Origin of the sequence: Halalkalibacter krulwichiae (assembly GCF_002109385.1) — a bacterium.
Classification (GTDB): Bacteria; Bacillota; Bacilli; order Bacillales; family Bacillaceae_D; genus Halalkalibacter; species Halalkalibacter krulwichiae.
Map to the genome: position 1 here is coordinate 2596508 of NZ_CP020814.1, position 22147 is coordinate 2618654.

A 22147-nucleotide genomic window follows, 5' to 3' on the forward strand; every position below is an offset into this window, starting at 1 on the left:
TATCATAGATAACGTTAAAAGGAGAGGTTAACGTGATGAAACATCGAAAGCCTCGGCTTATTAAAAAGAAGAAGACAAAACAAAACAACGAAGACCAATTTCAAACACCGACAGATCAAACAATCGCAAAATTTAAAAATCAAAAAGTAAACCCCGATATACAACAGTCTATTGAATTTCTGCAAAATTTACTCGGTGATAATGATGACATGGTTATGAGACGGTTTCATGTATTTGGCAAACATGACGCCGTTCTCTTTTACTTTGAATATTTCAATAATAAAGAAGATGTACAGGATATACTGAAATCGTTTATGTATCCACCATTGCATCTAGAAAAGGAGAAAGTTTCAAAAATTTACCTAAAAGAAGTATTGCTAAATGAAACTCTATTTCATGCAGATGCTAAGCTCATTGGTGATATATCGACATTGCTCCAAGCACTGATGGAAGGCAATTCAATTGTATTGATCGACGGTTTAAATGAAGCCTTTGTTATCGGTGCCCGTAATGTTGATAAACGCTCGGTAGACAATCCGGACACTGAAAGAGCGATTCGGGGGCCGCGTGAGGGATTTATTGAACCGATATCCTCTAATATTGCTTTACTACGTTATCGTTTGCAAACAACAGATTTCTGTATAAATACAATGAAGGTGGGACGCGTAACGAATACTAAGGTGGCTTTATGCTACGTTAAAGGAATTGCGGACCCCGGGCTTGTACAGGAAGTAAAAGACCGTGTTACTTCCATTGACATTGATACAATTCAAGACTCAGGTTACATTGAACAATTTATTGAAGACAGTCACCTGTCTCCATTTCCACAAATTCAAAATACAGAACGTCCTGACAAAGCAGTTTCGGCAATGCTAGAAGGGAAAGTTGTCCTCCTAGTCGACGGATCACCATTTGCACTCATTGCCCCTGCTGTTTTTGCCCAATTCTTTCAAACGATCGAGGATTATACCGAACGATTTATGATGGGTAGTCTACTGAGATTGCTCCGTGTATTAGCTCTTTCTTTTGCACTCTTTTTTCCATCTTTTTATGTGGCAATCATTGCTTTTAATCCGGAGCTTATACCAACAGATTTTGCGATCGCCGTCGCTAGTGGACGAGCCGGTGTTCCTTTTCCGACTGTGATAGAAGTTTTATTTATGGAAATTGCGATGGAAGTGCTTAGAGAAGCAACAGTACGTCTTCCACAGCAGGTTGGCGGTGCACTGTCGATTGTTGGTGTTTTAGTAATCGGGCAAGCTGCCGTTGAAGCTGGGTTTGTAAATCCAATTACAGTCGTTGTCATTGCTTTAACGACGATTGGTTCGTTTGCTACTCCAGCTTATAATGCCGCAATTGCATTGCGAATGCTACGCTTTCCACTCGTAATACTTTCTGGAATTTTTGGCTTAATTGGGTTAATGTTTGGCTTCATTTTGGTCATGAATCACATTCTTTCTTTAAAATCTTTTGGAGTTCCATATTTAACACCGATTGTTCCAGGAGATTTTCAAGGAATGAAAGATACCATTATTCGAATGCCACTTTGGAAAATGCCTAAACGTCCTGGACAGTTTCATCCGAAAAACCAAGATCGGTTAGGAAAAAATGAAGACATGGAATTCAATCAAGAGCAAAGTAACCCATTAGATTTACAAGCCGGTTATAAAAGGTGGGATAAGACAAATGGAGTATCCAAAAAAGATAACGGCCATTCAAACAGCGATTATCATCGCAAGTAGCATTACAGGTACTGGTTTAATGACCATTGCTAGAGAAGTGACTGAGGAAGTCGATACACTCGCTCCCCTTCTTACAAGCACTGGGATCCTAATTGCGTTTCTACCAATTTGGGTCCTCTCTCATCTAGGAAATAAATACAAAGGCAAAACACTTTTTCAATATAGTGAAGACATTATCGGCAAATGGCCGGCTCGTTTGATTAATACTTTGCTTATTGCTTTTTTTGCTGTAGCTGCAGGTTTTACTGCTCGGGAGTTTGGAGCTGTCGTTAGGACCTCTGTCTTACGGGAAACTCCATTAGAGATAATTGTTGTAGCCATTTTAGTTTTAGTTGCGATTTCTTGCCGCAATAACATTACGACATTTGCTTATATCCATCATTTTTATTTCCCAATTGTCTTTATGCCCGTTCTTATTATTACGATTGCTTCCTTGCAACACTCAAATGTGCTTTACCTTCAACCAGTACTCGGAAACAATCCAACCAACCATATTAAAGCAATATTATTGGTGACAGCGATGTTTCAATTTTCTTTTGTACTTACGGTCATCATGCCAGCAATGAGAGAATCTCGCCAAGCACTCAAGGCAGCTACATGGGGCCTTGCCCTCTCAGCTGGACTTTATCTTATCATTGTCATTGCCACTCTTTCTGTATTTGGATCAGAAGAAATAAAGAACCTTATTTGGCCGACATTGGAACTTACAAGAATAACGACTTTACCAGGAGAGATTCTACAGCGGTTGGACGCTGCTTATTTAGCTGTTTGGGTTACTGCCGTCTATACTTCTTTATTTTCTAGTTATTTCATTATTGTTTATGGTCTAAAGCAAGTTTGTCGTCTGAAAGACCATAAACTATTTTCTTTTTTTATCTTACCAATGGTCTTTTTAATATCTGCTATTCCGCGTAACGTAACAGAAGTGTATAGTTTTGCCGAGTATCTCGCGATCACTGGCCTTTTTTTTACCATTATCTATCCAAGTTTATTACTTGCTATTTTTTTGATAAAAAAAACAATAGGAAAGCAAGATCACGGAAGGAGTACAAGCTCTCATGGCTAAAGCATGTTTTAGTTTCTTACTTCTGCTACTGATCGTTTGCCTAAGTGGTTGCTGGGATTATTCTGATATAGAACGAAGGGCCAATGTGTTAGGTATTTCTTTTGATATAGCTTCAGTAGAGGAAGTAGAAAAAGAGAGTGAAATTACACATGAAAACAAGCAGGATATAACTTTTCCTCACGAAAGTGCTGTTCGTCTTACCGTACAAATCGCAAAACCCGGTAGCCTTCCTTTAGGTAGTGCTGGCGAAGGTGGGGTAACTGGCAAAGATACCGTAAAGGTTATTAAAGTAACAGGCCGAACGATCAGTGATGCTTGGGAAAACCTTGAACAACAAGTATCGCTTCCTCTTTTCATGGGTCATTTGCGTGTTTTAGTCGTAAGTGATGCTTTAGCCAAAGCTGGCTTAGAACGGTTTGGGGATTTTTGGAGACGAAATCCAGAAATAAGAAGGACCGCTTGGATGATTGTAGCAGAAGGAACAGCAGACAAGTATATGGAATTAGAACCCGAATTAGGAAGAATCCCAGCTCTTTATTTAGTTGCCGTTATTGATGAAGCAATTAAAATTGGGAAATTCCCTGAAGAATATATGGGGATTGCATGGACGAAATATGTTAGTTTAGGTCAAGAACCAATATTACCTTTTGTGACAATTAAAGAAAATGGCAATATAGAAATCTCAGGACTTGCTTATTTTAGAGATGGAAAACTTATTGGAACAACTAAAGCACTTGAAATCGGTCGTTATATGGCAATTATGGGAATCAATCCGGGTGGTTATTCTGTCTTACTTCCTTTCAAAGAAGAAGATGCAACAATTATGTTCAAATCGATCAAGCGAAAATCAAGGTTTCGAACGGAGATTGTCAATGGTAAACCAAAAATTCTGATTAATACTCATGTTGATGGAGAAATAGAGGAAGTATTAACAATGGATTTTACATTAACATCTGAATCTATACGTGAAATTGAAGATGCACTCAGCCAAAACGCAAAAGAAAGTTTTATGAATTTAATAGCACAGACACAAAAGAATCAATCAGATATTTTTGGTTTTGGTGAACACTTTCGAGCAAAACATCGGCAATACTGGAATCAACATGTGAAGACAAAAGAAAAATGGGGCGAGATCTATCAAGATTTAGGTGTTGAGTTAAAAGTGACCGCTAGCATTAAACGAATTGGAATGAAAAATAAGTAAAGGAGACTAAAGGAGATGCATCAAGATGGAGTCATTTATCTTTCAATTTTCTTGTTTATCTTTTCTGGTATATTTGCACTTTTTTTTGACAGTGGCATCTACAAACGCGATCAACTTAAAACAGAACAAAAGCTTGTTCGAGTCCTCGGTTGGATTCATATTGCCATCGGAGGAACGATTTTAGTAGGAAATTGGTGCTACAATGCATGGTTCTACTATTTTCTTATCTAACAAACCGCTAAAAGGAGGGATCATATAGATCCCCCTCTTTTAATGGTTCTTGTTGCATGAAACTGAACCTTGACCGTTATCTTGGTTCAACGATTATTTTCATCGCTGTTCGTTCTTCACCCTCAATTTGAATATCTGTAAAGGCTGGGATACAAACGAGGTCAATTCCACTTGGGGCGACAAACCCCTTGCAATCGCAATCGCTTTAATTGATTGATTAAGTGCTCCTGCTCCAATTGCTTGAATTTCTGCTGCTCCTCTTTCACGGATTACTCCGGCTAGTGCACCAGCAACAGAGTTGGGAGTAGACTTTGCTGAAACTTTTAAGACTTCCATTTCTTGTACCTCCTCTGTAAACAATAGTGGGCTGTCTATGATTACGATTGTTCTCATGCGTCAATATATAAGCAAGGAACTCACTAATCGTACAAGATGTTCATCTAATTCATCCTATTTCACAAAGTCTATCCTTATTCCTAAAAACAGAAATTTAATCTAATATTATGCATAAAAAGGATGATCTTCGTTAATTAGAATTCTTTTAATCGAAGTTGCTTGTCCTGTTTTAGGATTTAAATCAATTACAACAGCACTTAATTGCTCTCGCCCCTCAGCTACATTAAATCGGACAGGTAAACTTGTAAGAAAACGATGCAGGACCGCTTCCTTCTCCACTCCAAGAATCCCATCATAAGGTCCCGTCATTCCAACATCTGTTAAGTAAGCCGTACCTTGTGGAAGAATACGCTCATCAGCTGTTTGTACATGTGTATGAGTTCCTACAACAGCTGACACTCTTCCATCCAAATACCAGCCCATAGCTTGTTTTTCACTAGTAGCCTCAGCATGAAAGTCAACAAAAATAAACGGTGTCCGTCCATTCAATTCCTCTAATATCTCATCCACTTTTTGAAAGGGACAATCAATTGCTGGTAGAAAAGTTCTTCCCATTAAATTAATTACAGCTATTTCAATTTGATTATATTTGAATAATGTATAGCCTTTTCCTGGCACTCCGGCAGGATAATTAGCTGGTCGGATCAATGCCTTTGCTTGATCAATAAATTCAAAGATTTCTCTATTATCCCAGCTATGATTACCTAATGTGACAATTTGAGCACCTGCATCTAAAAACCCCTTATAAATCTTCTCAGTAATTCCTTTTCCCGATGCTGCATTCTCTCCATTAATGACTGTAATAGTCGGTTTATATTGCTGTTTAAGCTTCATTGTATATTCTTTCACCATTTTGCGTCCAGGAGATCCAACAACATCCCCAATAAATAAAATTCTCATATAAACTCCTTTACTCTCTAACATCTATATCCTAATATACTTTTTCAAAGTATCATTTGGCTACTAGAAAACGGCTCTACTTACTCCTTCTTAGGATGCCAAAATCCTTAAAAAAAATAAAGTGACGAATATCGCCACTTTATTTTGCATACTCAACTGCTCTTGTTTCTCGAATAACGGTAACACGAATGTGACCAGGATAATCGAGTTCTTCTTCAATTCGTTTCGTAATATCTCGAGCTAGCTTGTGAGCTAGTGCATCATCGACGACATCAGGTCGAACCATAATTCTCACTTCACGACCAGCTTGTATAGCATAAGTCTTTTCAACGCCATCGAAGGACTCTGAAATTTCTTCCAGTTTTTCTAAACGACGAATATATGTCTCAAGCGTTTCTCTTCTTGCTCCTGGTCTTGCTGCTGAAAGCGCATCGGCTGCAGCCACGAGCGTTGCTATTATAGAAGTTGACTCTGTATCACCGTGGTGAGAAGCAATTGCATTAATCACAACTGGATGTTCTTTATACTTCGTTGCTAACTCTACTCCGATCTCAACATGACTTCCTTCCACTTCGTGGTCAATGGCTTTACCAATATCATGAAGAAGTCCGGCTCTTTTAGCAAGCTTAACATCTTCTCCTAATTCAGAAGCCATTAGCCCAGCTAAGTGAGCAACTTCCATCGAATGCTTTAACACATTTTGACCATAACTTGTTCTAAATTTAAGACGACCAAGAATTTTAATTAAATCAGGATGCAATCCATGAATTCCCATTTCAAAAGTCGTTTGTTCGCCGTATTCTCTAATCGCTTCATCGACTTCTCGACGCGATTTATCAACCATTTCTTCAATACGAGCAGGATGTATTCTTCCATCTTGAACAAGTTTTTCTAATGCTGTACGAGCAATTTCACGACGAATTGGATCAAAGCCAGATAAAATAACTGCTTCAGGCGTATCGTCAATAATTAGATCAATCCCTGTTAATGTCTCTAAAGCACGAATGTTTCGACCTTCACGACCGATGATTCTACCTTTCATTTCATCATTAGGCAATGTAACAACCGACACGGTTGTTTCTGCAACATGATCGGCAGAACAACGTTGGATGGCAAGAGACAATACTTCTTTCGCCTTCTTATCAGCTTCTTCTTTCGCTTGTGCCATTCGTTCCTTGACGACAAGAGCCGTTTCATGAGCAAGCTCTTGTTCTACTTCACTTCGAATGGTTTCACGAGCTTCTTCGCGAGAAAATCCAGAAATTCGTTCAAGCTCAGCTTGCTGCTTGTTCAAGATTTCCTCCACTTTGCTATCCATCTCTTCAATTTGTCGTTGTTTTTTGGTGAGAGATTCCTCCCTTTTATCCAAAGATTCTTCTTTCTTATCTAAGGTTTCACTCTTCCGGTCAAGAATCTCTTCTTTTTGAACCAAACGATTCTCTTGTTTTTGAATCTCATTTCTACGTTCACGAACTTCACGCTCCGCTTCCGTACGAATCTTATGTGCTTCATCCTTCATTTCGAGGACAGCTTCCTTTTTACTCGCTTCCGCTTCACGCTTAGCATCATCCACAATTTGTTTTGCTGCATGTTCCGCACTAGAAATTTTCGCTTCTGCAATGGATCTTCTAACAAGATATCCAACAACTGCACCAATACCTGCAGAGACAACAAGCAAAATGGAGATGATTATAATATCCATACTCTTTCACCTCCCCTTGCTATCTAATTGTTGGTTTTCATTCTGTCATACTTCATCAGTTATAAAAAAACAAACGCATATTACATTTGATCGCGGAAAAAATAAATATGACATAAAACTTCACCGCATTCCACTTAATTTTAAAGCTCGTTTTTATGAATGTCAAGTGTTGTCAATTTTAGCAACTTCGCTTATCCCATCTCTTATCGAAACTTCATAAGCAAGGTCCCCTGATTGAGCTAAATGATAATTATGCGTAATCATAATAATTTGCCGGTTAAACATTGTGCTTAGAGATTTTAGAAATTCATATAAATATAGAACATAATCCCCAGAAACATGCTTCCCTGGCTCATCCAATAACAACGGACCTTCTCGTCTTGGCTGAACCGTTTCTATTAATGCAACGCGAAGAGCAAGCGTTACTATATCAACGACTCCGCCCCCTCTAGAATCTTGTGGTCTAGTTTTTATTTTTACCCCTTCATACTCTGATATTACATAAAATTCAGCCACAGCCTTATTCCCATGTTCCTCTAATTCGATTTGAAAAGCAAACAAAGGACCAAAGACATACTGCAGCGCATTTGTTACTAATGTTTCTATTTGTTGCTTAGCCTGTTCTCTAGCGTACTCTGCAGATTGTTGCAACAGCACTCTTGCTTTTTCATATGTATCTATCGTTTCAAAATATGAATCAAGCTCTTTCAGTTTCTCTGCAATCTGTTCTTCTAATAAAACTCTTTTTGCATCAAGTCTCATCCACTGATTTTGTGCTTTTTTATATCGTTTTTCAAGTTCCTTCAGTTGATTTGCAACATTAGTCATTGCTTATCAATTCCTTAGGAATCAACTCCCATGTTTCCTTCAAAGAACGTTCAATTTCAATTTCTAACTTTTGAATTTCTTGATTTAGATCTTCAGGTTTTACTCCAAGTTCTTCTAATTCAATTAGTAGACGTGCTTTTTGATTTTCTAATTCTTCTAATTTGGCTTCAGCCCGGTAACGCATATCTCGTGCTTTATCAATTGCTTTTTTTATTTGGGCTAATTGCTGTTCCACTGTCATTATGTTCACCTCTATTTTAGATTTTCGTGACGGCAAATGGATTGACCGCACGTTGGACACGTTCCTGCTTTTAACAACTGTTGTTGTAACTCTTGTTCTCTCCATTCCAATTCTTGTGCTTGTTGCGCCATATATCGGTTTCCTTCTTGAATTCTCTTTTGATAATCCCTAAAACTATTTTCAAGTTGCTTTATACGTTCCAGCCGCTCTGCTTGCTTAACGATCTTTTTATGTTTGCTCTCGAGCTGTTCTTCATTTGGTAGTTTATTAAAAATGTGATTAATTTGGTTATCTTGCTTCTCGATTTGTAAAAGCGAACGTTGAACATTCACTAATTGCTTCTGCCTTGATCGTTTCTCTGGTACTGCATGAAGCTGATCAAGATTAATAGATGTTAAAAAATCAGATTGCTTTAAATGTTTACTTTCTTGGTTCATCAAATTAGTCATTTGATTTAATTGCTTGTCAATGGCTTCCAATAGCTTTAATCGCTGTAGCGCTTCCCCTATTAAACGATATTTTGTATTTGCAGTGTCATTTTGCTCTGTTTTTGCTATCCACTTCTGGCAAACTTCACTATCCTTTTCGAGCTCATTTTTTCTAGTAAGCTTGTCCTTAAACGTAGTATAACGTTGAATCATTCTTTCAAGCTCATAAACTCGCTCCTGCCACAATGACATATTTTGTACAAGTTGTATTCGATCCATAGCCAACTCTTCTTCTTTTCTTACCTCTTGCCATTGTTGTTGTATTCGTTCAAGCCTCTCCTTTTTACTAATCACCGCTCCAAGCTTTTCAATGTTTTGTTCTGAAGTGACAAGACTGCTTTTTAATTGATCTAAATGTTCATATTCTTTTAGTTCTTCCTTTAACTTGTCGATGACAACTTGCTCTTGTTTCATTCTTAAATTGAGCTGTGAAAGGTCTTTCGTTGTATCACGAATGGCCATATCAAGGAAATGAGCTCCACTAATCCGCCCCAATGTCTTGGCTCTAATCGAACTCGTTTGCTCTAATAAAAAGGGACCGTCTAATTGTTGCGAGAGATGGATCATAATCTCATTATCCTGATCAATTTTTAAATGACCCATCCCATGAGCTTGCAACACTTCATCTGGAACATGGATCCCAAAGCCTTCAAGAACAAGCTCCTCTTGATCGGGTTTACGAATCGTATAACGATTTTTAGAACTCGTTCTTTCTCTTATAATGACGGTATCGTTCTCAAATAGAACCGTAACTCTTACAAAATCTCCGGAGACACGAATGAAATCCGTACCACGAGGCTGATTAAATAAGGCCCAGCGAATTCCTCGAAGAATTGCGGTTTTTCCACTATCAGACTGTCCTACAATCACGTTTAACCCTTGATTAAACTCAATATACGTATCAAGATGTGATTGGAAATTTTCTAATCTTACTGCTTTTATATTATGCATAATCCTCTTCTTTCCACACCTCCTCAATAACCGTCATTCTGCGAAGTGCCTCTTGCTTTACTTTCTCTTCAACATTTTTTAATGAGGCAATTTCTAATATAATATCACTCATATTAAGTGATTGAAATTTGGATGCCTCTTTTACTTGCTGAACAAAACTATGAAGTTTTTCTTCTTGATGTACAGCCTTTTCCAAAAATGTTCGGTCAAGAACTTCTTCACCAGTTCGTGCACTTTTGATCGTTACTTCCTTTAGAGAGATATTGCGATCCACAATTTCACCAATAATTACCTTAGGCATTCTACTGATCTCAGACCAGTGATTATTCACACGCGCTAGAGCACCTGGATTGCAAATGAATTTTCCATTTCGCTCCTTAATTCCAAAGCCACCATGGAAATGACCTGTAAATAAAATATCTGCCGGCGTGCCCCATATATGATCAATTATCGTATGAGGTACTCCTTCAGGCAATGCTTTCTCAACAAGCATACTATGAACCATATGTATCATAAAATCCGCTTCAGTTACATTTGCTGGGTAATAGTCTAATTTCGGATCTCGTTGGTCTAGATCGTAGTGATATGGTTGTCCAGATATTTGCACTTTAATGTTATCTTTCTCAAATAAGATCGGATTGTTTTGATCGATAACTTGCATAACCCCAAACGAATCCATTAACCCAAGCATCGTTCTAGAAATGGTGTCCGGATTATGTCCAAACGTGTCATGATTACCTGCTACAACATAAATTGGCATTTCAGCTTTCATAAATATTTTAGCAAATTGTCCTACTACGTTCGGTGATAAATCTGGTCGATCAAATACATCGCCACCATGAAGAATCATATCCACATTTTCATAATTAGCTAATGTAATTACTTCTTCCAACTTTTCCTTCAATGTATCTGTATAAACATCTAGGCGATTTTTCGGTGTCGTTCCGCGAATATGAGTATCCGTCACATATAAGAATTTCATCTCAACTCGCTCCTTTATTTATGTCATTTTCTTTTAAAACTTTAACCTTACTTCTACTATAAACTTTCCCACACCTTTAGAAAAGGAAATAAGCACCTCTAAAAAGGTGCTTATTCTATGCATGTATATTCTTAACCAAATACGTACTAGAGATTTATTTTAAATCGAAAGGAACTTCTTCAAATTCCTCATCAGTAGCTGCTGGCACTTCAATTTCACCATTAAGACCGTAATGATCACGAACTAATGTTTCAACCTCATTCAAAATTTCCGCATTTTCTCTCAAGAATTGTTTTGAATTTTCACGTCCTTGTCCTAGACGCTCTTCATTAAATGAGTACCAAGCACCACTCTTTTGCACGATATCAAGCTCAGAAGCTATATCTAATACGGAACCTTCACGTGAAATACCTTCTCCGTACATAATATCAACTTCCGCTACTTTAAATGGTGGAGCTACCTTATTTTTCACAACTTTAATTTTCGTTTTGTTACCAACCATATCGTTTCCTTGCTTTAATGTTTCAGCACGACGAACTTCAAGACGCACTGAAGAATAAAACTTTAGTGCACGTCCGCCTGGAGTTGTTTCAGGATTTCCAAACATAACTCCAACTTTTTCACGAATTTGGTTAATAAAGATTGCAATTGTTTTAGATTTGTTAATCGCACCAGATAATTTACGAAGTGCCTGAGACATTAAACGAGCTTGTAAGCCGACATGACTATCTCCCATGTCCCCTTCAATTTCCGCCTTTGGAACAAGTGCTGCAACACTATCAATAACTAGAATATCAATCGCACCACTTCTAACAAGAGCTTCAGCAATTTCTAATGCTTGTTCACCAGTGTCTGGTTGAGAAAGTAAAAGCTCATCAATATTTACACCTAACTTTTGTGCATAGACTGGATCAAGAGCATGTTCTGCATCAATAAATGCAGCTTGCCCTCCCTGGCGTTGAACTTCAGCAATTGCATGAAGAGTTACAGTTGTTTTACCTGAGGATTCCGGTCCATATACCTCAATAATTCTGCCTTTTGGATATCCGCCAACCCCAAGCGCGATATCTAATGCTAGAGCACCACTAGAAACTGTTGATACTCTTTGCTCCGCTTGTTCTCCAAGCTTCATAATCGATCCTTTACCAAATTGTTTTTCAATTTGACGCAAGGCCATATCAAGGGCCGCTTTACGATCACTCATTTAAATCTCTCCTCTATAATAAATAATATATATATAAAATTGGAAAAGCGAATCTATGTTTCGTTCTACTCTATCATACCTGTTTTCTTCGCTTTTGCCAATAGTTTTTACGAACATTTATTCGGTAAAATAGTTAGAGAATAGTTGGAAAAGAAGAATGAAAGTAAGGAGAGGATTTGTCTCAAAAGATCGTAATATCTTTTGAGACAACCTCGAGAGGAAAGAATCCAGGGGGTGGATCCTTGATACGCTAATTTTATTAGCTACGGCTTGGAGTTGTCCGGCGTTCGCGCATTGGTGGTCGCTCACGCTTCGGACGAGGTTTTGCAGGTTCTAAATTCACTCTAGCTCCGTTAATTCGAGAATAACGAAGTGCTTCATATACAAACGGCGCTGCTTCTTCTGGAACTTCGACAAAGGTAAAATTTTCAAAAATATCTATCTTGCCAATCGTCTTACCAGGAATGCCAACAAGTTCAGAGATCGATTCAATTAAGATTTTCGGTGTCATATTAACATTTCTTCCAACGTTTATAAAGAATCGAACCTTTCCTTTCGCAGCACCTGTGTCACCAAAATTATACCCAGATTCTTCAGTTGTAGTCGATGGTGAAAAGTTCATTTTCAAAAGGGCTGAAACGACAGCTCGAGCATCATATTCTTCTAATACTTCTTCGACAAGCGGGGCAAACAATTCTATTTCTTTTCCACCGCCCGTGATCGCATCTGAGATTAACTTTTTCCAGGAGCCTTGTTGCTTTACAACCACTTCTTCAATAGTAGGAACATCTTGTGATGGAATACTCATTTTAATTTCTTGTTCGATAGAACGCAAGTGTTTCATCTCACGTGGTGTCACTAAAGTTAAAGCCAAACCTTTTCTACCTGCTCGTCCCGTTCGACCAATTCGATGTACATAACTCTCAGGGTCTTGAGGGATATCGTAGTTTATCACATGTGTCACATTATCAACATCAATGCCTCGCGCTGCTACATCTGTAGCAATGAGAAATTCTATTGAAGAATCACGGAATTTCTTCATGACAGCATCTCGTTGTGATTGAGTTAAATCACCGTGCAAACCATCGGCGAGATATCCTCTTGCTTGAAGAGCTTCTGCAAGCTCAGCTACTCCTTTTTTCGTTCGACAGAACAAAATTCCAAGTTCAATGTCTTCACTATCGATGATACGGCATAATGACTCAATTTTATTCCGTTCTAGAACTTTATAATACATTTGATCGATTAATGGTGCTGTTACTTCACCTTTATTAATTGTTACTGTTTTAGGAGTCGACATATATTTATGCGACAGTTTCTTTATTGCAGGGGGCATTGTTGCTGAGAATAAAAGCGTTTGTCTCTCTGTATTCACTTGGCGAAGGATCGCTTCGATATCATCAACAAACCCCATATCAAGCATTTCATCAGCTTCATCTAGAACAATTGTATGCACACGATCTAACTTTAACGTTTGACGGCGTAAGTGATCAAGGATTCTTCCAGGTGTTCCAATTACAACTTGTACCCCTTGCTTTAAAGCACGAATTTGATGACTAATTGATTGTCCACCATATATAGGTAGTGTTCGAATTGGTTTATGAATAGATAATTTTTGTAATTCACCAGATACTTGAATAGCAAGTTCTCTCGTTGGCGTTAAAATGAGGGCTTGAACATAGCGATCAGAAGTAACTTTGTCAACAACGGGTATACCAAATGCCGCCGTTTTCCCTGTTCCTGTCTGTGCTTGGCCGATTACATCTCCCCCTTCCAAGATGACTGGAATTGCTTTTTCTTGAATGGGGGATGGTTCCTCAAAACCCATATCCTTAATTGCCTTCTTAATTGAATCTGAGATATTAAAATCATTAAAATACGTTGTCATTCTGCTTTATTCCACCTTTTCAATTCGTTCAATAAATAAAAACATCCATATTTAATGGCACGATCTCGAATAGCTTCTCGTCCACCAGCTAAATTTAATTCATAAGATAGCGGTTCTTTTGTTAATCCAGCAATTCCAATAAAGACAGTACCAGGTTCTTTTTCTTCTTGACGAGCCGGGCCCGCTACACCCGTGAAGCTAATGGCAATCTCTGCACGATATTGATCTTTCGCACAACGTGCCATCTCTTTAGCACACTGTGAACTAATAACTCCAAACTTGTTAATAATATCTCCTTGCACTCCCAATACTTTCTCTTTCACATCTGTTGCATAGGAGACAACTCCCCCTCTAAAGACAGAGGATGAACCTGCAAAAGAAGTCAACATTCCAGAAAATTTCCCGCCTGTTAAGCTCTCTGCAGAAGCAATCGTAACCTGTTTCTGTTGCAATTGGATAAAGAGCTGTTCTATTAATGATGTATCACCATATCCATATAGGTAATCTCCAACACGGTTTGTAATAAGTGCTTCAGTTTCATCCAACAGTCTTTGTTGCTCTTTTTCATCAGCATGTTTAACGGTTAGTCTTAAAGTAACCTCACCCTCACTAGCCAAAGGCGCGATTGTCGGGTTTGTTTGCCCCTCAATTATATCTAATAAATCCGTCTCAAGTTGCGATTCACCGATATCAAAGAAACGAAGTACTCTTGATGTAATCGATTCGCGACTACCTACTTGTGCAGTAATATAAGGAAGCAATTCATTGGTAAACATCGGCTTCATCTCTTTCGGTGGGCCCGGTAATAAAACAAATAGGACTCCTTCAAAAGTGACTACCATCCCCGGAGCCATCCCAAAATGGTTCATTAGTACATGGCTACCTTCTATTACGAGTGCTTGCTTTCGGTTATTATCAGACATCGGTCGATTACGCTTCTTAAAAAATTCTTCAATATTATGTAAAGATTGTTCATGATGTACTAAAGGTTTTCCTACGAAACGAGCTACCGACTCCTTTGTGAGATCATCTTTAGTTGGTCCTAAACCACCGGTTAAAATAATAAGGTCAGATCTTTTTTTCGCTTGTATTAATGCTTCTGTTAACCTTGTGTCATTATCTCCTACAGTAGTTTGATGAAAAACATTCACTCCTAAAATGGCTAATTCTTGTGAGAGGTATGCTGCATTCGTGTTGACAATTTGTCCTAGTAACAATTCAGAACCTACAGATATAATTTCAGCATTCATTGCATCTACCGCCTGTTATTTTGATTTAAGAAGAATATGTTGATTTTTTTGAAAGTAGTCAACTCCTGACACAATTGTTAAAAAGGTAGCAACCCAAATTGCAATCATGTCAAACGGTAATGAAATCGCTTGAAACGGCCAGTTATGTAACATCAATGCAGATATTGCCACGATTTGAGAAACCGTTTTGAGCTTCCCTAAATTACTTGCAGCAATTACGTCACCATCTGCCGCTGCAACTAATCGAATACCTGTAACAGCAAACTCTCGACTTATAATAATAATTGCTATCCATGCGGGAAGAAGTTGGAGCTCAACTAGTGCAATTAATGCAGCTGTAATCAATAGCTTATCAGCAAGCGGGTCTAAGAACTTACCTAAGTTTGTCACAAGCTGATATTTTCTCGCATAGTAGCCATCTAAAAAGTCTGTTACAGCAGCTATGATAAAGATAATAGCTCCAATCAGATGAGCAATTGGAATCATTGTCCCTATAAAGTTAACTTCACCAAAAGAAAATGGTACTAATAAAAAAATCATAAAAATTGGAATAAGAAAAATACGAGAGATCGTTATTTTATTCGGTAAATTCAACAAAATTCCCTTCCTTCATAAACAATGATTGCTTCAACTTTCATTGTATCATAATTAACACGATTGATAAATTCAACCATTTTTCTCTTTCATCAAAAAAAGACTCTACTCCTCACAAAAGATTGATTTCCTGCCCTATTGACGGCAAGTCATTTTTTCTTTTGCGAGGAAATTTGAGTCCTTATTCTGAATCTCCATCTAAAATTTCAATATCGATTTTTTGATGCGTTCGGTCTAACGGGAAGTCAACTTGCTCCCCATTTATATAAAAATCTACATTTTGTGACGCACCGAAGTTGAATAAAACTCGTTCCTCTGCCTCAAAGTCGAACGTTAATTCATCCCCTTTTGTTGGCGTGCCGCTATAAAAAGTTTTTCCAAGCTCATTTTTTATATCAACATAGGAACTTCCATTAAATTCAATTAAAACATCTGATAAGCGTCCATTTTCAAGGTCAAAGAATGATGTATTGCCTTCACTCTTTATGAAATTCAGAGTGAATTCAGGTTCTGGTTCTACCTCTTCTTCGATTTCTTCCTCTTCAACTGTTTCAACTTCTTCAACAGGTTCCGATTCTTCAGTTGCTCCTGATGCTTCTTCGTCATTACCAACATCATCTGAAAACTCAGCATCTAAATTTTCACTGTCGTCGGGTGCGATCGCATCACCTTCACTTGCCCCATTTCCTTGAGCAAAGATCCAAATGCCAACAACTAGAACCACAATAAAAGCAATGGCAGCAAGGGCTGGGAAAATCGACCCTTTCTTTGTTCGTTTTCTTGGACTAACTGATTTGGAACGTTCAGCCCTCGATGGAAGTGTAACAGCCTCTCGTTGTGGGTTTGGGAGCTCATTTTTATATTGATCAAATAGAGGCTCCGGATCAAGACCAACTGCTTCTGCATACGATTTAACAAATGCCCTCGCATAAAAGAGACCCGGTAACGTATCAAACCGTCCCTCTTCAATCGCAACCAAATATCTTTTTTGTATTTTCGTCGTTTGTTGAAGGTCATCTAATGAAATATTTTTCTGTTCTCTAGCCTCTTTTAAAAACTGACCTAATTCTGACAATCCTAACACCTACCTACACGTTAACTTATGTCGAAAGAAGAAAAACCTGATTCCACAACTTCGTATGTAATCTCTTCCCCATCATCATTTCGCAATTCAATTATGCAATCAAAATCATCCAATTCATATTCTGTTTCACGGACAAAAATATCAGGATGTTCGACGACTTTAACGGCTGGGAGTCTCATAACGTCACTAACAAGCATACGGTGCTTCTCCGTTGATCTCATCGTCGTCACAATTCCATCGATAATAAAGATGTGGTCCTCACTCATTTCATCCTCTGCTAAGGTGCTTCTTACAGTTTGTCTTAGTAAAGTTGATGAAATAAATGACCATCTTTTATTTGCACAAACGCTGGCTGCAACAATCGACTCTGTTTTACCTACACGTGGCATTCCACGTATCCCAACTAAAAAATGACCATCACGCTTAAACTGTTCAGCCATAAAGTCTACTAACAAGCCTAATTCCGCGCGAACAAAACGGAAGGTCTTCTTATCATCAGCATCTCTTTCAATATATCTTCCATGTCTAATAGCTAAGCGATCACGCAATCTCGGTTCTCTCACTTTAATAACACTTATATCCTCAATTGTCTCTAAGATGGCTCGAAATCGTGCCACTTGATCATCACTTGAACTTCTAATTAACATACCACGTCTCATATTCTCAACACCGTTAATCGTAACAATGTTTATCGATAACATACCAAGGAGAGATGAAATATCTCCAAGTAAACCCGGCCTATTTTTATGAATTTGATACTCTAAATACCATTCTTTCAAGCTCATTTCCCTCACCCTTTGTATGTATTCAACTTACATGATAATTGATTTTGATTATAAATGAAAGAACTTTGTCGGAAATTATTACATGTTGACAAAAATATATACCTCATTGTAGGAAAAATGGCATTAGTATCAGTTTGCTTTATTTAGTTTATATTATGTATAAAAGAACGCCGCGGTTGCGGCGTTCTTTTATGATACTGCTTTTAACCTTCGCTTTGTACAAGCTTTACCATCATATTAGCAATTGCATGCTGCTCTTGCTCATCTGCTACTCTCCATAACTCAGCTAAAACACGCTCTTGTTCATTTTTAGGCTCAACTTGCTGCGCCAAGTACTCACCAACTTGATAAGCTACATCCGACACAACGTTTTGGCTCATACCTTCTTGTTGAGCTTGATTTAAACGATCACCTAAGAAATCTTTCCATTGTTCCCAATTGTCAAGTACAGACATATTAGAACCTCCCTTGATAATGTACTACAACCTTATTTTTTCTATTAGGAGGAATCTTATTCATGGAATAAAAAGATCTTTTTAACAATACCAAGCTCCATTAACCGACAACACTTGTCCATTTATGTAATTTGATCGATCTGATACAAGAAATGAAACAGCATGAGCTATATCAATTGGAGTTCCTATTTGATTAGCTGGTATTTCTTCTTTTAACTCATCAACGTCATCATGGACTAACATATTCGTATCAATTGCACCAGGTGCTATTCCGTTTACTTGAATCTGACTTGGTGCTACCTCTTTTGCCAACCCTTTTATAAAAGAATTCACTCCTCCTTTTGCAGCCGAATACATAACTTCACATGATGCACCCGTTAAACCCCAAATGGACGAGATAAGCACAATTTTCCCTTTTTTCTTCTTGAGCATCGCCGGTAAAAGCGAGCGCGTAATCTTCATAGGGTTAATTAAATGAATATTCATCATTTCGTTAATCTGTTCATTTGTTACATCCGTAAATAAGCCAAAATGTGATATACCTGCATTATGTATAATACTTTGAAAGGCAACCCCAGTGGGCAATTGTTTTAGCAATTGACTTTCTCCATTATCTTTTGTTAGATCTGCTTCTATTAAGGTCACTGTTGCTCCCATTTCCCTACATTCATTAGCTACTGATTGCGCAGCTTGTTTATTTTGACTGTAATGCAAAAAAAGAGAGCAAGTGGGAGATGCCAGCTCTCTTGCAATAGCTGACCCTATTCCCCCTGATGCTCCTGTAATCAAAATTGATTCCATTTATTCTTCAAACCCTTCTGCCTTTACTTGGCAAACGGTGAAGCGATTAAACTGAAAATGATCTTCTAGCGTTTCTTGTAACTGTTCTGCCGTTAAACTCTCTAGCATAGAAACAACATCAAATAAGTTCATATCATTAAATTGATATCGAGTAAATTGATTAGCAATATACTCTGGTGAATTTAAGGACCGCAAAAATGACCCAATCTTTTTCTTGATTGCTCGATTAACTTGATCATCTGTTAATTTTGATTGCTTAAATGTCTCAACCATTTCTTTTATGCGGCTTGACAACTTATCAGGATACATTGTATCTCCACCAATAATAGTGAATCCAAACCCAGCTTCAGCAGAATAATCAAATGAAAACGAATCATCTATTAATCCTTCTTCAAATAACGCTTGATAATTGTCCGAACTTTGTCCGAACATTAGGTCCAATAGAATATTTAATGAAAGCTCTCTCTTTAATAGATCATCACCTTGCCTAATTGCTCCTTTTTCTTTAAAACCCATTAGACATTTGGGCGTTTGAACAGGCATTGTAATGATATGCTTTTCTTTCGCAACTGTGTCAGGCTCCTCATCAAAGAAACGTTTGATCTCTTCGGGCTTTGCAAAAGTCTTATTAGATTGATTTTCTTTAACTTGGTTCATTATTGTCTCAGGATCAACAGGACCAATGACAAATAAAAGCATATTCGCTGGATGGTAAAATGTTTCATAACAAGTATATAATAAATCTTTTGTAATATTGGCTATAGAATCAATTGTTCCAGCAATATCAATTTTTACTGGATGATGATGAAACATATTTTCAATTACACCAAAATATGCTCTCCAATCCGGATTATCATCATACATTGTAATTTCTTGATTAATTATACCTTTTTCTTTTTCAACATTCTCATCAGTGAAGTACGCATGTTGAACAAAGTTCAATAAAGTGTCTAAATTCTTCTCGACATTCGTTGTACTAGAAAATAAATAAGCTGTTCTCGTAAAACTAGTAAAAGCGTTCGCAGAAGCCCCTTGTTTACTGAAGTCTTGAAAGACATCACCATCTTCTTCTTCAAACATTTTATGTTCTAGGAAGTGAGCAATTCCATCAGGTACTTCAATTGCTTCACCTTGGCCAAGCGGAGTGAACTTTTGATCAATTGAACCGTATTTTGTCGTAAAAGTAGCAAAGGTTTTATTAAAACCTTCTTTCGGAAGAATGTAAACGTCTAATCCATTGTCTAATTTTTCATGATAAAGTATTTCTTCTACTTGTTGGAACTGAACCGGTTTCATTTGTTCGCCTCCTTACCTGTTAAGAAATAAATTGTATCCAAACGAACTTTCTGGGCTACCTTAACGATATCATCTTTCGTCACCGTATCAATTTCCTCGAGCCATTGTTCGATTGAGCGCTTTTTACCGCTAACAACTTGATGATAAGAAAGTTCAACTAATCCTCTTGCGACATCAGCCGTTTCTAGAATTTGGTTTTTCAGCATCGCCTTTGTCTGTTCAACTTCCGCATCTGTAAAATCACCTTTTTTCATTGCATCGAATTGCTCTTTAATAATTTCCACTGCGCGTTCATACTTGCTAAATTCAATTCCTGACATAACCATCATAATACCTTTATGGCTTTCAAATCTTGAAGCGGCGTAGTATGCTAAGCTTTCTTTTTCGCGGACATTAAGAAACAATTTCGAATGAGAAAAAGCTCCATATAAACCGTTACAGACTTGCATGGCAACATAATCATCATCGCCGTATGTTGTATATGTTCTAAAGCCCATATGAAGCTTCCCTTGTTTGACATCTTGTTCCTCATTTACTACATTAACATTTGTTACTTCCGGACTGACAGTCGTCTCATGATGAGCTCCTCTGTCACTTGGTAACTCGCGAAACTTCTCAGATACGCTTTCAATCGCTTTATCCTCATCAATTGCTCCAACGATGTACAGATCAAATTGATTAGATTTCAATACTTCTTTGTAATAATCATAAATTGATTGAGGGGTGATAGCATCAACCTCTTCTTTTGTTCCAAAAGCTGTTAATGCAAAAGGTTCGTCTTTACACATTTCTTCAGTAACACGAACATTTGCATAGCGCATTTTATCATCAAAAACAGATTGAATCCTTTGTTTGAGTGAACGTTTTTCGCTTTCCACAACTGATTGAACAAAAGAATTTGCTTCAAGACGAGGATCTAGGATCACTTCGCTCATTAATTCAATTGCTTGCTCGAACAATGGAGTAGAGTCAGATAAAAAACGTTCATTTGCAACATCAATACGAATTGTTATGACATGCTCTTCGCCTTTTTTCTGAACATCGGTTGCAAGCATCGCACCATATAAATCATCTAATCGTTCTCTAAGCTCTTTTCTTGTTGGACTTTTCGCTGTCCCATTTTGTAAAATATGTGGCAATAATGCTCGCATGGCAACCGTCTCTTTAGTTAGCGGTGCTTTTATCATTAAAATTAAGGAATTGGTTTTATACTTATCTGTTTGCATCGTATGGATCGTCAAGCCATTCATTATATGAATACGCTCTTGTATTTGGTCCAAGTACATCATCTCCTTTTTACCATTCTTGCATAGGTTATGCTTACACTCTTTTTCTTACTACGTGAAACTTAAATTTATCTGCTCGAAAATAGTTTAGTGAATATAGCAAAGGTTGCTCGGCCTGATCATAATGCATTTGTTTTAACAATAAGAGTGACGTACCAGGTTCGCACTCTAAGATTTCAGAAACATGCTCATGATAGCCGATAGGTTCGATATAGGTTACTGCATAAGATATTGTACGACCAACCTCCTCCAAAAAGCGGAAGATTGATTTCGTTTCATGAATAGAATGATTTTCTACTAACTCATTAGAGACTTTATCTAAACAATATACAACCGGGGAACCATCAGCTGTTCGGACTCGTTCTATTCCCACGATCTCTTTCAGGTCTTCCTTCATAAATTTACGGCGATCCTCATCAGTTGCTTCTTGTACAGATGAAGACAAAAAAATCGTCCCAGGTTCCATATTTGCTTTAATAATCATATCCGTTACACTGTATAATTCTTCTATTCCAGCTGAAAAAAGTGGCTTCGAGTGGACAAAAGTGCCCACTCCATGCCTTCTAACTACAACCCCTTCTTCCTCAAGTAATCGTAGCGCCTCGCGAAGCGTTGCACGACTGACTCCAAGGATTTTAGAAAGTTCAAACTCTGAAGGCAATTTTTCTCCCTCTTCATAAACTTTTTGTTCAATATCATCTTTAATTCGATCAATTACTTGTAAGTATAACGGCCTGTGGTCCGCTTTAATCACACTCTCCACCCCTTTTTTC

At 37.7% G+C, this 22147-nt stretch carries 21 protein-coding genes and 1 pseudogene; 4 read left to right on the plus strand and 18 right to left on the minus strand.

The annotated features are described in order from the left end of the window. Nucleotides 1-35: 35 nt before the first annotated feature. The 4 genes from BkAM31D_RS13110 to BkAM31D_RS13125 are packed head-to-tail and all read left to right on the plus strand — an operon-like array spanning nt 36 to nt 4243. Nucleotides 36-1742 carry a spore germination protein gene (locus BkAM31D_RS13110; RefSeq protein ID WP_066151091.1) on the plus strand — a complete coding sequence of 569 codons (1707 nt, stop codon included), beginning with the start codon at nt 36-38 and terminating at the stop codon, nt 1740-1742. Continuing rightward, nucleotides 1687-2808 (plus strand): GerAB/ArcD/ProY family transporter, encoded by a 1122-nt coding sequence (locus BkAM31D_RS13115; protein ID WP_066150019.1) that lies wholly within the window; start codon nt 1687-1689, stop codon nt 2806-2808. The genes BkAM31D_RS13110 and BkAM31D_RS13115 overlap by 56 nt, the downstream gene beginning before the upstream one ends. Further along, nucleotides 2801-4012 (plus strand): Ger(x)C family spore germination protein, encoded by a 1212-nt coding sequence (locus BkAM31D_RS13120; RefSeq protein WP_066150022.1) that lies wholly within the window; start codon nt 2801-2803, stop codon nt 4010-4012. Before BkAM31D_RS13115 ends, BkAM31D_RS13120 begins: the two co-directional genes overlap by 8 nt. A 15-nt stretch (nt 4013-4027) precedes the next feature. After that, nucleotides 4028-4243, plus strand: a complete 216-nt coding sequence (locus BkAM31D_RS13125) for a CLC_0170 family protein (protein WP_066150025.1) — start codon at nt 4028-4030, stop codon at nt 4241-4243. Nucleotides 4244-4319: 76 nt separating this feature from the next. Here BkAM31D_RS13125 and BkAM31D_RS13130 read toward each other — a convergent pair. From BkAM31D_RS13130 to BkAM31D_RS13215, 18 genes and pseudogenes are all read right to left on the minus strand, one after another. Next, a pseudogene (locus tag BkAM31D_RS13130) lies at nt 4320-4579 on the minus strand (stage V sporulation protein S). Between the two features lie 165 nt (nt 4580-4744). Then, a complete protein-coding gene (locus tag BkAM31D_RS13135; protein ID WP_066150028.1) occupies nt 4745-5539 on the minus strand; it encodes a TIGR00282 family metallophosphoesterase in 795 nt (264 codons plus the stop codon). A 139-nt stretch (nt 5540-5678) separates the two neighbouring features. Then, nucleotides 5679-7241: a ribonuclease Y gene (gene rny, locus BkAM31D_RS13140; protein WP_066150031.1), complete on the minus strand. Its 1563-nt coding sequence runs from the start codon at nt 7239-7241 to the stop codon at nt 5679-5681. Between the two features lie 162 nt (nt 7242-7403). Further along, nucleotides 7404-8069 carry an OLD family protein gene (locus tag BkAM31D_RS13145; RefSeq protein WP_066150034.1) on the minus strand — a complete coding sequence of 222 codons (666 nt, stop codon included), beginning with the start codon at nt 8067-8069 and terminating at the stop codon, nt 7404-7406. After that, entirely contained in the window at nt 8062-8310 is a 249-nt protein-coding gene (locus tag BkAM31D_RS13150; protein ID WP_066150036.1) for a hypothetical protein, read from the minus strand. Before BkAM31D_RS13150 ends, BkAM31D_RS13145 begins: the two co-directional genes overlap by 8 nt. An 11-nt stretch (nt 8311-8321) precedes the next feature. Then, on the minus strand, nt 8322-9749 hold the full coding sequence (locus BkAM31D_RS13155; RefSeq protein WP_066150039.1) for an AAA family ATPase: 1428 nt from the start codon (nt 9747-9749) through the stop codon (nt 8322-8324). Next, nucleotides 9742-10731: a metallophosphoesterase family protein gene (locus tag BkAM31D_RS13160; RefSeq protein ID WP_066150042.1), complete on the minus strand. Its 990-nt coding sequence runs from the start codon at nt 10729-10731 to the stop codon at nt 9742-9744. Before BkAM31D_RS13160 ends, BkAM31D_RS13155 begins: the two co-directional genes overlap by 8 nt. A 154-nt stretch (nt 10732-10885) precedes the next feature. Continuing rightward, entirely contained in the window at nt 10886-11935 is a 1050-nt protein-coding gene (gene recA, locus BkAM31D_RS13165; protein WP_066150046.1) for a recombinase RecA, read from the minus strand. Nucleotides 11936-12194: 259 nt separating this feature from the next. Beyond that, on the minus strand, nt 12195-13823 hold the full coding sequence (locus BkAM31D_RS13170; RefSeq protein WP_066150049.1) for a DEAD/DEAH box helicase: 1629 nt from the start codon (nt 13821-13823) through the stop codon (nt 12195-12197). After that, nucleotides 13820-15073 (minus strand): competence/damage-inducible protein A, encoded by a 1254-nt coding sequence (locus BkAM31D_RS13175; RefSeq protein ID WP_066150052.1) that lies wholly within the window; start codon nt 15071-15073, stop codon nt 13820-13822. The genes BkAM31D_RS13170 and BkAM31D_RS13175 overlap by 4 nt, the downstream gene beginning before the upstream one ends. A 15-nt stretch (nt 15074-15088) precedes the next feature. Beyond that, nucleotides 15089-15667, minus strand: a complete 579-nt coding sequence (gene pgsA, locus BkAM31D_RS13180; protein WP_066150055.1) for a CDP-diacylglycerol--glycerol-3-phosphate 3-phosphatidyltransferase — start codon at nt 15665-15667, stop codon at nt 15089-15091. Between the two features lie 181 nt (nt 15668-15848). Beyond that, on the minus strand, nt 15849-16742 hold the full coding sequence (locus tag BkAM31D_RS13185) for a helix-turn-helix domain-containing protein (protein ID WP_066150058.1): 894 nt from the start codon (nt 16740-16742) through the stop codon (nt 15849-15851). Nucleotides 16743-16762: 20 nt separating this feature from the next. Beyond that, nucleotides 16763-17536, minus strand: coding sequence for a DUF3388 domain-containing protein (locus BkAM31D_RS13190; protein ID WP_066150061.1), 774 nt, complete (start codon nt 17534-17536; stop codon nt 16763-16765). A gap of 203 nt (nt 17537-17739) precedes the next feature. Beyond that, nucleotides 17740-17991 carry a DUF3243 domain-containing protein gene (locus tag BkAM31D_RS13195; RefSeq protein WP_066150064.1) on the minus strand — a complete coding sequence of 84 codons (252 nt, stop codon included), beginning with the start codon at nt 17989-17991 and terminating at the stop codon, nt 17740-17742. A gap of 81 nt (nt 17992-18072) precedes the next feature. Then, nucleotides 18073-18792 (minus strand): elongation factor P 5-aminopentanone reductase, encoded by a 720-nt coding sequence (gene ymfI / locus BkAM31D_RS13200; RefSeq protein WP_066150068.1) that lies wholly within the window; start codon nt 18790-18792, stop codon nt 18073-18075. Then, nucleotides 18793-20088, minus strand: a complete 1296-nt coding sequence (gene yfmH / locus BkAM31D_RS13205; protein ID WP_066150071.1) for an EF-P 5-aminopentanol modification-associated protein YfmH — start codon at nt 20086-20088, stop codon at nt 18793-18795. After that, the gene (gene yfmF, locus BkAM31D_RS13210; protein ID WP_235820253.1) at nt 20085-21368 is read right to left on the minus strand and encodes an EF-P 5-aminopentanol modification-associated protein YfmF; all 1284 of its coding nucleotides are present in this window, start codon (nt 21366-21368) and stop codon (nt 20085-20087) included. The genes yfmH and yfmF overlap by 4 nt, the downstream gene beginning before the upstream one ends. Nucleotides 21369-21408: 40 nt before the next feature. After that, entirely contained in the window at nt 21409-22128 is a 720-nt protein-coding gene (locus BkAM31D_RS13215; RefSeq protein WP_066150076.1) for a GntR family transcriptional regulator, read from the minus strand. Between the last annotated feature and the right edge of the window lie 19 nt (nt 22129-22147).

Bases quoted from the DNA above. Each gene is read 5' to 3' on its own strand.
- BkAM31D_RS13110 (WP_066151091.1), top strand. From the start codon at position 36: ATGAAACATCGAAAGCCTCGGCTTATTAAAAAGAAGAAGACAAAACAA.
- BkAM31D_RS13115 (WP_066150019.1), top strand. From the start codon at position 1,687: ATGGAGTATCCAAAAAAGATAACGGCCATTCAAACAGCGATTATCATC.
- BkAM31D_RS13120 (WP_066150022.1), top strand. From the start codon at position 2,801: ATGGCTAAAGCATGTTTTAGTTTCTTACTTCTGCTACTGATCGTTTGC.
- BkAM31D_RS13125 (WP_066150025.1), top strand. From the start codon at position 4,028: ATGCATCAAGATGGAGTCATTTATCTTTCAATTTTCTTGTTTATCTTT.
- BkAM31D_RS13135 (WP_066150028.1), bottom strand. From the start codon at position 5,539: ATGAGAATTTTATTTATTGGGGATGTTGTTGGATCTCCTGGACGCAAA.
- rny (WP_066150031.1), bottom strand. From the start codon at position 7,241: ATGGATATTATAATCATCTCCATTTTGCTTGTTGTCTCTGCAGGTATT.
- BkAM31D_RS13145 (WP_066150034.1), bottom strand. From the start codon at position 8,069: ATGACTAATGTTGCAAATCAACTGAAGGAACTTGAAAAACGATATAAA.
- BkAM31D_RS13150 (WP_066150036.1), bottom strand. From the start codon at position 8,310: ATGACAGTGGAACAGCAATTAGCCCAAATAAAAAAAGCAATTGATAAA.
- BkAM31D_RS13155 (WP_066150039.1), bottom strand. From the start codon at position 9,749: ATGCATAATATAAAAGCAGTAAGATTAGAAAATTTCCAATCACATCTT.
- BkAM31D_RS13160 (WP_066150042.1), bottom strand. From the start codon at position 10,731: ATGAAATTCTTATATGTGACGGATACTCATATTCGCGGAACGACACCG.
- recA (WP_066150046.1), bottom strand. From the start codon at position 11,935: ATGAGTGATCGTAAAGCGGCCCTTGATATGGCCTTGCGTCAAATTGAA.
- BkAM31D_RS13170 (WP_066150049.1), bottom strand. From the start codon at position 13,823: ATGACAACGTATTTTAATGATTTTAATATCTCAGATTCAATTAAGAAG.
- BkAM31D_RS13175 (WP_066150052.1), bottom strand. From the start codon at position 15,073: ATGAATGCTGAAATTATATCTGTAGGTTCTGAATTGTTACTAGGACAA.
- BkAM31D_RS13190 (WP_066150061.1), bottom strand. From the start codon at position 17,536: ATGAGCTTGAAAGAATGGTATTTAGAGTATCAAATTCATAAAAATAGG.
- BkAM31D_RS13195 (WP_066150064.1), bottom strand. From the start codon at position 17,991: ATGTCTGTACTTGACAATTGGGAACAATGGAAAGATTTCTTAGGTGAT.
- ymfI (WP_066150068.1), bottom strand. From the start codon at position 18,792: ATGGAATCAATTTTGATTACAGGAGCATCAGGGGGAATAGGGTCAGCT.
- yfmH (WP_066150071.1), bottom strand. From the start codon at position 20,088: ATGAAACCGGTTCAGTTCCAACAAGTAGAAGAAATACTTTATCATGAA.